The following is a 13,910-nucleotide window of genomic DNA, read 5'->3' on the forward strand; positions in this document are numbered from 1 at the left end:
TTGGGAAGGTTTTTTTGAAAATGCTGATTTACGATTAAATCGGTAGGTTTTTGACTGTTTTGCCTGATTTAGGCCGAGCAGCATCGCTTCACTTAAGTGAAGTTTCGAAAATAAGTTTCTAAATTTATGCTATTCGAGAGCAGGTTTTAAGCGAATGCCCACAGACCATTTGCGCTGAGTCTTTTGCGAATATTCTTTAAGTTGGCTAACTGTTCCAACAGCAGAATATCCAATAGACTTGAAACCTTTTAATTCATCAATCCATGTATCAGGATTAAGGTCTAATTCGATTAAAGCCGAACCTAATTTATGGGATATATAACCCGCTTTATCGTCGCGAATTACACGCCCAGTTTCATCAACCAAATCGATGTAACTGGAAAGGCAATAGGGCAGATCATTATCACCTTTGCCGAATGGTATTAGATCAGTTGATTTAGATTCAATCCGTTCTTTAATCGAAGTGAACTCTGAATCGCACAAAGACTTGGCCATTCCAGCCCGAATGGGGTTTAAATCAACGTAAGCCATGCAAGTCAGTAGAGCTCGCTCATCAAGCAATGCCTGACTTTTAAACCTGGATTCCCACTAAATTTGACGGGATCAAATTTGAACGCCGAAGGCGGCCCAAAGGGTGATTTACAAGGAAGTAAATCATAAAAGTGACCGGTATCATTAACAGCCTTATTCGTCTCATCCCTGAGACTCACCCCTGCGGGGCTACGTGAAAAATCATTCCAGATGATTTTTTCATAAACCAAGATATTGAGCATAATCTTTGTCGGTATTCAGTAGCATACTTTTGTACAAGACGTACTGATGAATCATCTAATTCATCACCCTTTAAATAACGTTGGCACATAACAGGTAATGAGTATAAAGATTGCCAGGTTATAAGTACTTGTTTATCGTTCCAGTTATCATTGTCACCAATCTTCAATACAAGATGAAAATGGTTGTTCATAATGGTATAAGAACATACATCAATGGCAAACACTGAAGAAACCATTTTAATACGATCAATAAGCCATTGCCTGCGGTGTTCGAATGATTGGCCAGTTAAGGCATCTTCACCACATAAGAATGCTCTGCGAACACAACGAGAAACGATGTGATAATAGGGTGTATCCTCTACGCATATTTGCTGACTTCTAGCTATTGTCATGATTTACTCCATGTAAAAACACTATTTTCACTTATTCAAACAAAAATATCTGTCGTGATTATCGATTGAGCTTGTAAGAAAGTGTCGATTTTAATGCCTGTCCTTAGTTGAATCTTCAAACAAAAATATCTGTCGTGATTATCGATTGAGCTTGTAAGAAAGTGTCGATTTTAATGCCTGTCCTTAGTTGAATCCTTAGTTGAAACCGTGAATTACAACAACCGCTAGTTCTCAAAACAGCCAAAATGTGAAATAAGCTGGTCGCTATCTTAGATAACAGATGAAATCCATATTAAAGGTTTAAATATTCGCCTATATGCGGCGAAAAACGCCGCAAAACAATATATAAGTAAACTTATTTAGCTTTTTTAGTTTATAATTATGCTTTAATGCGGCGATTAGTGCCGCATCAACTGATACTTTTAAACCTAATTATGCATGAACAAAATAAATTAGAACAGATCTTACCTTTGGGTTTAGTCGCCACCCGGGCCTATATATTGGCACAAGGTATCGAGCGGCATAGGTTCGATAATGCGGTCAAGTCTGGGAAATTAAAGGCTGTCAGTAGAGGTGTCTATATACGAGAGGGATTACCTATAACCTGGCAAGGCGTGATGTCTTCTTTGGCCAGGCTAAATCCTGAAAATCCAGCTTATGTTGGTGGTGTTTCGGCCATCCAATTAAGTGGCTTTGGGCATTATGTTCAAGATTTGTCAATAATCCATGTTTATTCTAAATCACCTAAGCCAAGTTGGTTAGATGGACTTGATTTGTCCGTTGAATTTAAATGGCATGGTTGTAAAAGACTTTGGCGTGATTTGGATGTGGATGTTTTACAAGTTCAACAGTGGCGCGATGATGTCTCTGTTTATTTTCAGGCTTCAGTTGAACAGGCTTGTTTGGAGCTTTTGTCTGGCGTTCCTCACAGTGTGAGTTTTGACTATGCGGATATGTTGTTCCAAGGATTAACATCGATGTCTCCGAAAAGATTAGATGGCATGCTAAAGCGTTGTAACAGTATTAAGGCCAAACGATTGTTTTTCTGGTTTGCGCAACGTCACAATTTTCAATGGTCGCAAAAGCTTAAATCATCTGATTATGATTTGGGTAGTGGTAAACGGGTTATCGCTGAACAGGGGCGCCTGGACAATGAGTTAATGATAACGGTGCCCAGTTCATGGTGAAGGTTTATCAACAACAAGTTAAGTTGGTGGTTCAGCTTTTGGGCTTAGTGGATACGGAAACGTGTTTCGCTTTAAAAGGTGGTACAGCAATTAATTTATTTGTTGAGGATTTACCACGTTTGTCGGTCGATATTGATTTGGTTTATTTACCAGATAGTTAAACCATGGGACAGGCACTTAATTAGATAATTGGAATAAAACAATAAAGGAAAGTAGATGAAAAAAACAGTCGTTATTTTTTTGCTGTCATTTTTGTATAATGTTGAAACAGCAAACGCGCGAGTCAGGGGATTAACTTTAAGTTTTGACCCCAGTGAATTCCAAGCGCATCAACGGTTGCAATTTGATTCACGAGCTTTTAATAAAAGGTGGTTAGAAAAAGAAATTGCTTGTCATTATGAAGAAAATAAAAAAGGTTGTCGCAATTTAGCGGCATTACTGCGGATGTATGTTGAGGCAGTTTCAGATAATAGAAAACTTAAGGACTATGCATATAGAATTAAAGAGCGGTTGCAATACGATGAACGTAAGTTTGATGAAATTGCATGGTTTCTGTATTTATACACTGATGACCGCAGTTTAGTTCATAGATTGGATGAATATTATTTGGCTTCTATTCGAGAAAATCAAACACAACACTTATTGGGAGCAAAAGATATCAACAGGCTTTTACGCTCAGATGATGAGGCAGTTGTAGAACAGACACTTGCAACTTTGTTATTACATCCTGCTAATGTGCAAATGGCAGATGAAGTTTTTGAGCAGGTGGTGCAAGTGATTGGCAATGAATCATTCAACAGTACAACTCAAAATAGAGCTTTTAATTATCTAGGAGATATGGGCTTTTATGTTAACTATGGTCATGATGAACAAGGGAAGTTTGAATTTGGCAAAATAACAGTACATAGTGGACCGGCCTGTTTAACAGAGTATTTGGCAGCTAATCCCATTTCAAAAGTATGGAAATATTATGCCAACCAACTGTCTGCCAACGGTGCAGGTGTACACCGAGATAATGACATTGAAATGGTGAGTTTTTTAAAGGATTTAAGCAGTGGTCTAGATCCTGATTATAAAGAAAAAATTGCTTACATCAAGAAAACAAACACCTACAAAAATGCCAAACCGAGTATGAAGTTTATAGTGGGTGATTATTTTATGGCCCACCGTAAACATAAACTCGGTCTTCCCATTTTAAAAGAAGCCTACAAACAAGGTAACAACGCCATGAAAAGCAGCATTGTGGCTAAGTTTAACGATCATTTTCCGGTAGAGATCAGTTATTGGGATAAGTTGATGCAAAATAGTAGCACTGCTGAACAGGTGATGATTAAAATCAATAGAAATCAGTGGAATATCAATATGGCAAGAATCGATTGTAGCAAGGATGGCCTAGACAGTAAAAAAGTTTAGACCGGAAAATAACCTGGCAGGTATCAGGTTCTATTTTTATCTATTGCGATGAATTTAAACGCCTGACCTTAGTCAGAACTCTCGATAAAACAAGTTAGTGTGGCGCTATCATTTTTGTTCGGACTCTCTAATATAAAAACTACTTAAACAAATCGCTATGGCTGCCAGTTCGCTCGAACCGAACATCATTACCGTCAATTTTATAAATTAGTAACCAATCAGGTTCAATGTGGGCATCTCGAAAACTTTGCCAATTTCCAAGCAGTGGATGATCTTTATATTTTTCCGGAAGTGATTTACCGTCTATAAGTATTCGAATTAATTTTTTAATCTTTTCCATGTCTTTGCCACGCTTTTTAGCCTTTTTTATATCACGTTTAAATTGACTGGTATAAACCGGCTGGCGCATTAGATGTCTAATTGATCAAATAAATCATCGGCATCTTTGGCACGGTGCAACTCTTCACCTCGTTCGCTCTTTTCTAAGGTGGTTTGGGTGCATTTATTTGGAACACGCATCACGAATGGCAAACCCTGTTCACTGACGACTTTGGCCAATCCAATTCGTATAAAGTCTGATACGGTTAACCCCATCGTGGCCAGTATTTCACTGGCTTCGTCTTTTAATTCGCTGTCAATTCGTGCACGGACGTAATTATTGTTAGCCATAATATTAATCTTGTAAAATCTCTAATGTAGCTCATTTGGACAACATTGGCAAGCTTAAGTTTACATCTTGTTCTTCTGCATAAACAATTAAAAGATAGACAAAACTCAAGCGTATTGGCTCAGATAAAACCGGGCGCTGGCAATTGTTGTGAATTTAGATGCCTGTATTTTTAGACCTAATTCGATTCATACAAGTAAATAAGCCACGAGAATCACCAGACAAACGACTGTTAACCAGCCGTACATTATGATTTTCCAGAGTAGTGACACGCCTTTTAAGCCCATATAATCACGAATAATCATCACGCCTTTAACGAACGCAACGGTCATTAAAACCAGCATAATCGCCGTGCCGTTGGTGTCTATAAAACTTAAGCAATAGGTGATTAAAGTCAATAGGACCAGCATCAGCCAAACGGTATGTATGTTGTATAATTTATTCATTTCGTCACCTGATCACATAGATTAATGGAAACATGATGATCCAGACTAAATCGACCATATGCCAATAAGAACCTGCGGTTTCCATGGCATGGGTTTGGTCAGCCTTATAATGTCCTTTCCAGGTTTTTAAGGCCACCACGAATAAGATCATCAGCCCTAAAATGACATGAAAATAATGAAACAGGGTCAATAAAAAATATAACATATAAAACGTATTGGTACCGATGTCGATGCCTGCAGAAAATTTGTCTTGAAATTCAATGCTTTTAATTAGGATGAACAGTGAACCGCAAGCGATTGATGCATATAGATAATGGCTGCTTTTTTTGCTCAGGTTCTTTTTCAGCGCATGAATGGCCATGACCACAAAGTAACTGGCGGTGATCAGTAAAATCGTATTGAGGGCACCGGTCTCGCGGTTTAAAGTGAGCTGAGAATCGTTGAACAGTTCAACGTTATTAATGCGAACGATGGCGTAAGCAATGAAAAATATGCCAAACACCAAAAGCTCAGCAAATATGATAATCCACATGGCCAAGTCGCCGGGTATGGGTTTGGGGTGTTTGTTCATTTAAACAATCAACTCACATTTAACTTAAATCAGGCAAGGTTGATGTATTGTACCTGATTTAAAATAAGACATATCAGCAAACCATTGAGGTTTTAATGCAGCTTTCCAGTGCTATCTCAGGCGGCTTACTATATAATCCGCGCTCTTTTCTCTAAACCGCTCAGTCTTTTGATTGTGCAGGCATCATCAATAACTATGTCAAAATCCAATCAACCGAAAAACAATGCACCACAAAGCTTTAACGACCTGGGCTTATCTTCTGAAGTTCTTAAAGCAGTTCACGAAAGTGGTTATGAGCACCCTTCACCGATTCAAGCCGCCAGTATTCCGCCGATTTTAAAAGGGCAGGATGTGCTGGGACAGGCGCAGACAGGGACCGGTAAGACCGCGGCCTTTGCTTTGCCGATTTTGTCGAATTTGGATGCAAACGCAAAAGGTGTGCAGGTGCTGGTGTTAACACCGACACGGGAATTGGCGATTCAGGTGGCTGAGGCTTTTCAAACCTACGCGCGACATATTAAAGGTTTTCATGTGCTGCCGATTTACGGTGGCCAGAGTTATGACATTCAATTAAAGCAATTAAAACGCGGTGTCCAGGTTGTGGTAGGCACACCGGGCCGGGTGATGGATCATATGCGCCGTAAGACTTTGAAGCTGGATCAATTAAGCACCTTGGTGTTGGATGAAGCCGATGAGATGTTGCGGATGGGTTTTATCGATGATGTGGACTGGATTTTAAGCCACACGCCGAAAGACCGTCAGATTGCTTTATTTTCAGCGACCATGCCGAAACAGGTGAAGAAAGTCGCGGTGAATCACCTTAATAAGCCGGTTGATATTAAAATTGAAACCAAAACCACCACCGCCAAGAACATCAATCAGCGTTATTGGATGGTCAGTGGTTTAAAGAAGCTTGAAGCCTTAACGCGGGTGTTAGAGGTGGAGGATTTTGACGGGGTGTTGATTTTCGTGAGAACCAAAATGGCTACCGAAGAGCTGGCTGAAAAGCTGCAGGCGCGCGGGTTTTCCGCGGAAGCCTTAAATGGCGATATGGTGCAGAAGCAGCGGGAACGTCTGGTGGCTAAACTAAAAAACGGGGTCATCGATATCCTGATTGGCACCGATGTGGTGGCGCGTGGACTGGATGTCGAACGGATCAGCCATGTGATTAACTATGACATTCCTTATGACATTGAGTCGTATGTACATCGGATTGGTCGCACCGGGCGGGCCGGTCGCTCCGGTGAAGCGATTTTGTTTATCACCAAACGTGAACAGCGGATGTTGCGGATGATTGAAAAAGCCACCAAACAACCCATCCAGGCCATGGATATGCCTTCGGTGGATGACATCAATGTCAACCGCATGCAACGCTTTAAGAACCAAATCAGCGAGACGCTGGCGGCTAAAGATTTATCGATTTATCAACAGCTGGTGGATGAATTTGAGTCAGAAACCGACTATGACCCAAACCAAATTGCCGCGGCCTTGGCCTATATGATTCACGGTAACAAAGGCCTGTTATTGACCGAGAGTAAAAGTGAAGGTCATGAGCGCAATAAAGGTGTTAAAACCGGCTTTAACCATGACTCGGATAACATTAAATCATCCGGTCGGAACCGGAGGAACGCAGGGGATGATTTTATTGATCCCACACCGGTGCCTTTACTTGAGTATCCTGAGATTGAAATGGAGCGGTTTCAGCTGGCTGTGGGCCGCGAGCAGGGCGTTAAGCCGAGTAATATCGTTGGCATGATTTGTAATGAAGCTGAATTGGACCGCGAATACATTGGCCAGATTGATATCTATGATCAGGTCACCACCGTCGATCTACCGGCTGAGATGCCCAAAGAAATCATGGATATTCTGTGGAAAGCCCGTTTATGCGGCCGCAAAAGTCAGATTAAGAAGGTCGGTGAAGCAGGAAGCAAACCGAAAGACCGAAAATTTGACAATGATGAGTCAGACAACCGGAAAAAACGTAAAAAACCAAAGCGGAAAGGCGGGAAGAAGTCAGGTAAGAAGCCGAAGAAGTAAAAGAAACACACCCCTCGATCCCCTCTCGAGAGGGGAGGGAACGATAAAACACGCCCCTCAATCGCCTAAATGGATTTAGGTGTGCAGCGATAGCAGGAAGCGGTAGCTGCCCCCTCTCAAGAGGGGAGGTTTTGTGATATTTTTATCTCCCCTCTTGAGAGGGGGTCAGGGGGTGTGTAAGATGGTTTAAAAAGCCGTTTTCAACCATGCGTCAGATTATTCCTTATAACCCAAAATTAAAAGAATTAGCCAGGCAGCTGAGGAATCAATCGACAAAATCCGAAATCAAATTATGGCAGTTTTTGAAAGGAAAACAACTTAAGGGTTATCGCTTTAATAGGCAAAAACCCTTGCTTAACTACATTGCTGATTTTTATTGCTATGAGTTGAAGTTGGTTATTGAACTCAATGGTTATAGTCATGATTTTAAAGATGGTCAAAACAGGGATTTTAAGAAACAGCAGGATTTAGAGCGTGCTGGTTTAAGAGTCGTTCGTTTTACAGATAACGATGTGATGGATAATATTGAAGGTGTTGTGGCTGATTTAGAGCGGATTGTTAATGAGATTGAGGAAAGCCTTTAACACACCCCTCGGTCCCCTCTCAAGCGGGGAGGAAAAGATGGAACACACCCATTGGTCACTTCTAAAGAGGGAGGTTTTGAGCTTTTTATTTCCCCTCTTGAGAGGGGATTAAGGGGTGTGTACAATGAATTTATAAACTTTATTATATTCAAACCACAGGCTTTTATGACCGAACCATCTTTTCAATCAAAATTACCCCACCTCGGCACCAGTATATTCACCGAGATGTCAATTCTGGCACATGAATATAAAGCGATTAACTTATCGCAGGGTTTTCCTGAATTTGATACGCCTGATTTTCTCAAAGAGGGTATTCAACAGGCGATCAGTGAGGGTAAAAATCAATATGCGCCATCTCCGGGAATTCCAGATTTATTGACGCAGATTGGTGAATTGGTGCAACGCTGTTATATCAGGGATGAAGCACGACGCTTAGATCCGATGAAAAATATCGCGGTCACCACCGGCGCCACAGAAGCTTTGTGGGTGGCCTTTCAGACCCTTATTCGGCCCGGTGATGAAGTGATTGTCTTTGATCCGGCTTATGATGCTTATGAACCCGATATTCAATTGTCCGGTGGTGTCTGTCGGCATGTTGCCATGACCGCAGCGGATTATGCCATTGACTGGCAGCAGGTGAGGGCAGCCGTCAATGATAAAACCCGCGCGATTGTGATTAACAGTCCACACAATCCGACAGGAACGTTGCTCAGTCAGGAAGATATGGAAGCCTTACAGGATATTGTTCTGGAACACGGCCTTTATGTAATCAGCGATGAAGTGTATGAGCACATGACTTTTGATGGACGACGGCATGAAAGTGTTCTCAGGTATCCGGATTTATTTGAGCGGTCTTTTGTGATATCGAGTTTTGGTAAAAGCTTTCATTGCACCGGCTGGAAGCTGGGTTATTGCGTTGCACCTGAATACCTCATGACTGAGTTTAAGAAGATTCATCAATACGTGACGTTTTCATCATTTACCCCGGCGCAATATGCCATAGCAAAGATGCTGGAAAGCCATCCGCAGCACATTGATGCGCTGTCAGATTTTTATCAACAAAAGCGCGACGTACTGGTCAATGCCCTGAAAGGTTCTCGGTTTAAAATTTTGCCATCACAAGGCACGTACTTTTTGCTGCTGGATTATTCGGCGGTGTCAGATTTAAATGACCTTGAATTTAGTCACTGGCTGACCAAAGAAATCGGCGTGGCGACCATTCCCTTAAGCCCGTTTTACCAGACCGATAGCTTGGAAGAATATCACAAGGATAATAAAGTCGTTCGTTTGTGCTTTGCCAAGCATGATGAGACTTTAATCAAAGCGGCTGAGGTTTTGAGTGGGCTTTGAAGAATGTTTAAAACTTAATGTCACCCTCGTGCTTGACACGAGGGTCTCCTAACTTGACGTGACATTAGTTTCTGATGGTGATCTTAAATTTTATGAGATCCTCGGGTCGAGCCCGAGGATGACGAATGTTCTATTTAGGGATGACGTAGCGTGTTTAGAAGTGGTTTATTGATACAACTCAAAATTCTTAATATAGCTATCCACCGCTGGATTAATATGTTTTTCTGAAGCTTCAGCACCATAAGCATAAACCTGCCTCAATCGAGAGGATGAGATGTCGATGGCCGGTTGGTTTTTGGTGACGTAGACATACGGGTTGTGTTCTTTGAGGTGTTCGATGAAGCAGTCGTTTATAGGATGACCGGGGCGTTCGTGAACCATGAGGCCGAAGCGGTTAATGAGATCTTGCCAGCGGTGCCATTGCCTGAATTTCGGGGCGTGGCCATGGGCGTGGTCGCTGCTGATAATCAGAATTAGATTATCATGATTTTTGGATAAGGCATCCAGCGTATTGTAAGTGTAGCTTGGTTCGTCTCTACTGATTGTTTTTTCGATGTCACTGACGGTGATGTCAGTTTTCAATTCCCGGCTTAAGTCTTTGGCCACCAACTGACACATGTCAAAGCGTTGTTCAAATGAGGCTATGGGTGCTGATTTATCGGCAATCAGATTGGGGCGGTAGGTTGGGACCAAAATAAAGCTGCTGGTTTCTAAACCCAGTTCTTCGGCTTTTTCGAGGGTGTTTTTAATGACCTGTTCGTGGCCGCGATGGATGGGATCGGCGGTGAGGCCGTACACCCAGCTGATGTCTGTTTGTTTATTCATGGTTGTAACGAAAGGTCATGGGCATGCGTCGATCGGTGCCGAGTTTCATACCACTCACGGCCGGGCCAATGGCGGCCTGATAACGCTTATATTCGCTGCGATTAACTTTTTGGATTACATCCATGACCACTGATTGCTCAAGCTCTAAGACTTTGGCAATTGATTGTGGTGATTGTCGTTGTTCGATGTAGGCGTTTAAGATGGCATCGAGGATGTCATAATCGGGCAGACTGTCGCTGTCTTTCTGATCGGGTCGCAATTCTGCGGATGGCGGCTTCGTGATGATGTTTTCAGGGATCACCGGCTGCTTTTCGTTTCTGAATTGGCATAAGGCAAAAACTTGTGTTTTATAAACATCATTAATCGGCGCAAAGCCGCCGACCATATCGCCGTATAGAGTGCTGTAACCGACTGCGGATTCACTTTTATTACTGGTGGCGAGCACCAGTTTATTCTGGTTATTAGAAAATGCCATGAGCATCAAACCACGGATTCGGGCCTGTAGGTTTTCATCGGTTAAGCCGCGATGATAGTCATTAAAATGATCGCTTAACTGTTCTTCTAAAACGCCGTGGACAGCTTTAATCGGCACAATGTCATACTGAATGCCGAGATTCTTCGCCAGCTGCCGGGCATCATCGACAGAATGATCTGAGGAATACTTAGATGGTAACAGCAGGGCGTGAACTTTTTCCGGCCCCAATGCATCAGCCGCCAACGTGGCCACCAAGGCCGAATCAATACCGCCGGATAAACCCAAAACAACCTCTCGAAAACCATTTTTCCTGCAGTAATCTCGAATCGATAAAACCAGGGCGGCATATAAATCACTCAGCGGATTTTTATCTACATTTCTGTCGGCCATTTGATTCAATGTATGGGTTTCAATGGCTTCCTGAAAGCCCGGTAATTGTTCGCTGCTGTCACCGTTAATCAGTCCGCTGTGACCGTCGAACAGCAAATCATCCTGTCCACCGATGGCGTTAACATAGACCAGGGGTTTATTGAGATCACGTGCTGTTTCGGCGAACTGCTGATGCCGGCGTTCGGGCTTACCCAGGGCATAAGGAGAGGCACCTAAGTTTATTAATAATTCCGCGCCGTGCTGGGCTTGATTTTTGACCGCCTGCGCCTGGTGCCACAAATCCTCACAAATGCTGACGCCAAGTGAGATGTCTTTACCCTGATCGGTAATTTGAAAAACACCATCACCTGATCCCGGGACAAAGTGTCGGGTTTCATCGAAAATCAGATAATTAGGCAGCTCCTGTTTATCATAAAAACCCAGTAATTCACCGTTGTGAACAACCGCGGCACTGTTGTAACAGCGCGGCTGACCATCTTCACCCACCGGTGCTGTGCGTGGCAAACCGATAACAGCGACAAGATCCGTGCATTTTGGCACAATTTCATTCAGGGCATGTAAACAATCACCGACAAAATAGTCATGCAACAACCAATCGCCACAGCCATAACCGCTGAGGGTTAATTCCGGAAAGACAATCAAATCAGCGTGATCCTGATGAGCTTGTTCAACGGCGCTTAAAATACGTTTTTGGTTACCGCGAATGTCACCGGCGGTGGTGTTGATTTGCGCCAGGCAAATACGCAATTGCGCTATGTGCTTTTCTTGGGCTGTCATTTATTGCACCAATAAACTGTAATCAAGGGCTTTCACCGAGTGGGTGAGGGCGCCGACCGAGATAAAGTCCACACCGGTGGCAGCGATGTCCGCAACCGTGTCTAAGTTCACATTCCCTGAAGCTTCCAAAGGCGTTTTGCCGTCTGCTAAGGCAACGGCCTTTCGCATCTCATCATTGGACATATTATCCAGCATAATCCGATAAACATCACAGGCCAGGGCTTGTTTAAGTTCGTCTAAGTTGGTCACTTCAACCTCGATAAGAACAGCATCATCATGAAAGTCACGGAGCTTTTTCACCGCGTTTTCAATGCCGCCGGCGGCTTTGATGTGGTTTTCTTTCAGCATCGCCATGTCGTATAAACCCATGCGGTGGTTCATACCGCCGCCTAAACGCACCGCCCATTTATCCAGCACCCGTAAATTCGGCGCGGTTTTGCGGGTGTCCAGAATGCGACTTTGACCGGCACATAAATCCACAAACCGGCGGGTTAAGCTGGCGATGCCGCTCATGCGTTGCAATAAATTTAAAGCCACCCGTTCGGCAGCCAGGACTGATTGAACGGGGCCGGACAGCTCAGCCACCAGTTCTTTGTTTGACACCTGATTGCCATCCGCTTTTTTTAAAGTTACCTCAAGGCTTGAATCATGCAGCAAAAATGTCTCTTTAAACACCGCTAAGCCGGCGGCGATACCGTCCTCTTTGGCAATTAATTGGGCACTGCAGTGATCATGTTCAGAAATGATACCGGCGCCGGTGATGTCCTGATGCTGGATGTCTTCGGCCAATGCCGCCGCGATTATCGGTCGGTAAAGTATTGGATTCATGGTGTTTGTTTTAATAACTGTTAAAATAGCGGATTTGCAATCCGGACATTATCGTAAAGCACGCCATGAATCACAAGCGCGAAGATTTAAAATACATGGAAAAAGCCTTCGAACTGGCTGAGCAGGGCCTGTTCACCACCGGCGAAAATCCGCGCGTGGGTTGTGTGCTGGTTAAAGACGGCCGGATTATTGGTCAAGGATTTCACTTAAAACCCGGTGAGCCGCACGCTGAAGTCCATGCCTTACAACAGGCCGGAAAACAGGCTCAAGGCAGCACCGCCTATGTCACCTTAGAACCTTGCTGTCATCACGGCAAAACACCACCGTGCAGCCAGGCATTGATTGTCGCAGGCATCAAACGGGTGGTTGTGGCGAATACTGACCCTAATGCGCTGGTCGGCGGTCAGGGTATTAAACAACTTAAAGAGGCTGGTATTGAAGTGACCATCGGCGTTTTAGCTGAATTGGGTGATGATCTGAATGCCGGTTTTTTTAAACGTATGCGCGAAGGGCTTCCCTGGGTGCGTTGCAAACTGGCCCAGTCTTTAGATGGCCGAACCGCCATGGCCAGCGGCGAGAGTTACTGGATTACCGGCGAAGCCGCCAGACGTGATGTTCAGCACTGGCGTGCCAGAAGTGGTGCCATTATCACCGGTGTTGAAACCGTGCTTCAAGATGATTGTCGCTTAACGGTTCGTCCGGATGATTTGCCCGACAATGATAAGAACAAACCGCATTTTTTCGCAGAACAACAACCACTGCGGGTAATTATTGACAGCCGGTTACGAACGCCATTAAACGCTAAGATCTTACAGCAACAGCCGGTTCTGCTGGTGTGTGCCGGGGCTTCAGATGAACAGAAAAATGCCTTTCGAGAGATTGACTGTGAAGTTAAGACAATGCCGGGAAAGGATCAGCGCGTTGATTTAGCCGTGGTGTTGGCTTATTTAGGCGAACAGGGTATTAATGAGGTGTTGGTGGAAGCCGGGGCGACTTTAGCCGGGGCTTTTGTCAAAGCCAATCTGGTGGATGAACTGGTGATTTATACCGCACCGGTGCTGATGGGTGCATCAGGACGGCCATTATTGGATTTTCACATTGATAAAATGACCGACAGACTCCATATTCAGACCATCTCAATGCAAGCTTTTGACCAGGACTGGCGCCTCAGAGCGACCATAGACTATACGTAATT

At 43.6% G+C, this 13,910-nt stretch carries 15 protein-coding genes and 1 pseudogene; 7 read left to right on the plus strand and 9 right to left on the minus strand.

The features are described 5' to 3' along the window. Positions 1-129: 129 nt before the first annotated feature. Complete coding sequence (locus IEV16_RS08640; protein WP_188365298.1) at positions 130-531, minus strand: hypothetical protein; 402 nt, start codon at positions 529-531, stop codon at positions 130-132. Positions 532-706: 175 nt separating this feature from the next. Then, on the minus strand, positions 707-1,165 hold the full coding sequence (locus IEV16_RS08645) for a transposase (protein ID WP_188365299.1): 459 nt from the start codon (positions 1,163-1,165) through the stop codon (positions 707-709). A 434-nt stretch (positions 1,166-1,599) separates the two neighbouring features. Between IEV16_RS08645 and IEV16_RS08650 the strand changes: the two genes are divergently transcribed. The 3 genes and pseudogenes from IEV16_RS08650 to IEV16_RS08660 all read left to right on the plus strand — a co-directional run bounded on the left by IEV16_RS08650 (position 1,600) and on the right by IEV16_RS08660 (position 3,765). After that, on the plus strand, positions 1,600-2,352 hold the full coding sequence (locus IEV16_RS08650) for a type IV toxin-antitoxin system AbiEi family antitoxin domain-containing protein (RefSeq protein ID WP_188365300.1): 753 nt from the start codon (positions 1,600-1,602) through the stop codon (positions 2,350-2,352). Further along, positions 2,346-2,504 (plus strand): annotated as a pseudogene (locus IEV16_RS08655) (nucleotidyl transferase AbiEii/AbiGii toxin family protein); the annotation flags it as partial. The gene IEV16_RS08650 and the pseudogene IEV16_RS08655, both read left to right, overlap by 7 nt. Positions 2,505-2,568: 64 nt before the next feature. Then, a complete protein-coding gene (locus tag IEV16_RS08660) occupies positions 2,569-3,765 on the plus strand; it encodes a hypothetical protein (protein ID WP_188365302.1) in 1,197 nt (398 codons plus the stop codon). Positions 3,766-3,904: 139 nt separating this feature from the next. Here IEV16_RS08660 and IEV16_RS08665 read toward each other — a convergent pair whose 3' ends face one another. From IEV16_RS08665 to IEV16_RS08680, 4 genes are all read right to left on the minus strand, one after another. Next, positions 3,905-4,174 carry a type II toxin-antitoxin system YafQ family toxin gene (locus IEV16_RS08665; RefSeq protein WP_188365303.1) on the minus strand — a complete coding sequence of 90 codons (270 nt, stop codon included), beginning with the start codon at positions 4,172-4,174 and terminating at the stop codon, positions 3,905-3,907. Then, positions 4,174-4,434, minus strand: a complete 261-nt coding sequence (locus IEV16_RS08670) for a type II toxin-antitoxin system RelB/DinJ family antitoxin (RefSeq protein ID WP_188365304.1) — start codon at positions 4,432-4,434, stop codon at positions 4,174-4,176. Before IEV16_RS08670 ends, IEV16_RS08665 begins: the two co-directional genes overlap by 1 nt. 186 nt (positions 4,435-4,620) lie before the next feature. Then, positions 4,621-4,878 (minus strand): cytochrome C oxidase subunit IV family protein, encoded by a 258-nt coding sequence (locus IEV16_RS08675; protein ID WP_188365305.1) that lies wholly within the window; start codon positions 4,876-4,878, stop codon positions 4,621-4,623. 4 nt (positions 4,879-4,882) lie between these two features. Next, on the minus strand, positions 4,883-5,449 hold the full coding sequence (locus IEV16_RS08680) for a cytochrome c oxidase subunit 3 family protein (RefSeq protein ID WP_188365306.1): 567 nt from the start codon (positions 5,447-5,449) through the stop codon (positions 4,883-4,885). Positions 5,450-5,644: 195 nt separating this feature from the next. Between IEV16_RS08680 and IEV16_RS08685 the strand changes: the two genes are divergently transcribed. From IEV16_RS08685 to IEV16_RS08695, 3 genes are all read left to right on the plus strand, one after another. Next, entirely contained in the window at positions 5,645-7,486 is a 1,842-nt protein-coding gene (locus tag IEV16_RS08685) for a DEAD/DEAH box helicase (protein ID WP_188365307.1), read from the plus strand. 206 nt (positions 7,487-7,692) lie between these two features. Then, positions 7,693-8,070 carry an endonuclease domain-containing protein gene (locus tag IEV16_RS08690; protein ID WP_188365308.1) on the plus strand — a complete coding sequence of 126 codons (378 nt, stop codon included), beginning with the start codon at positions 7,693-7,695 and terminating at the stop codon, positions 8,068-8,070. A gap of 165 nt (positions 8,071-8,235) precedes the next feature. Continuing rightward, positions 8,236-9,420, plus strand: a complete 1,185-nt coding sequence (locus IEV16_RS08695; protein ID WP_188365309.1) for a methionine aminotransferase — start codon at positions 8,236-8,238, stop codon at positions 9,418-9,420. Positions 9,421-9,585: 165 nt separating this feature from the next. On the opposite strand, the gene IEV16_RS08700 is transcribed toward IEV16_RS08695, so the two are convergent. From IEV16_RS08700 to nadC, 3 genes are read right to left on the minus strand one after another with little or no spacing between them, the layout of a single operon-like run. Continuing rightward, positions 9,586-10,245 carry a nicotinate-nicotinamide nucleotide adenylyltransferase gene (locus IEV16_RS08700; protein WP_188365310.1) on the minus strand — a complete coding sequence of 220 codons (660 nt, stop codon included), beginning with the start codon at positions 10,243-10,245 and terminating at the stop codon, positions 9,586-9,588. Continuing rightward, positions 10,238-11,887 (minus strand): NAD+ synthase, encoded by a 1,650-nt coding sequence (locus IEV16_RS08705; RefSeq protein ID WP_188365311.1) that lies wholly within the window; start codon positions 11,885-11,887, stop codon positions 10,238-10,240. The genes IEV16_RS08700 and IEV16_RS08705 overlap by 8 nt, the downstream gene beginning before the upstream one ends. Further along, on the minus strand, positions 11,888-12,715 hold the full coding sequence (gene nadC / locus IEV16_RS08710) for a carboxylating nicotinate-nucleotide diphosphorylase (protein ID WP_188365312.1): 828 nt from the start codon (positions 12,713-12,715) through the stop codon (positions 11,888-11,890). 65 nt (positions 12,716-12,780) lie between these two features. On the opposite strand from nadC, the gene ribD reads away from it, so the two are divergent. After that, complete coding sequence (gene ribD / locus IEV16_RS08715; RefSeq protein WP_188365313.1) at positions 12,781-13,908, plus strand: bifunctional diaminohydroxyphosphoribosylaminopyrimidine deaminase/5-amino-6-(5-phosphoribosylamino)uracil reductase RibD; 1,128 nt, start codon at positions 12,781-12,783, stop codon at positions 13,906-13,908. Positions 13,909-13,910: the final 2 nt, after the last annotated feature.

It is taken from the genome of Marinicella pacifica, from assembly GCF_014636635.1.
Lineage (GTDB): Bacteria > Pseudomonadota > Gammaproteobacteria > Xanthomonadales > Marinicellaceae > Marinicella > Marinicella pacifica.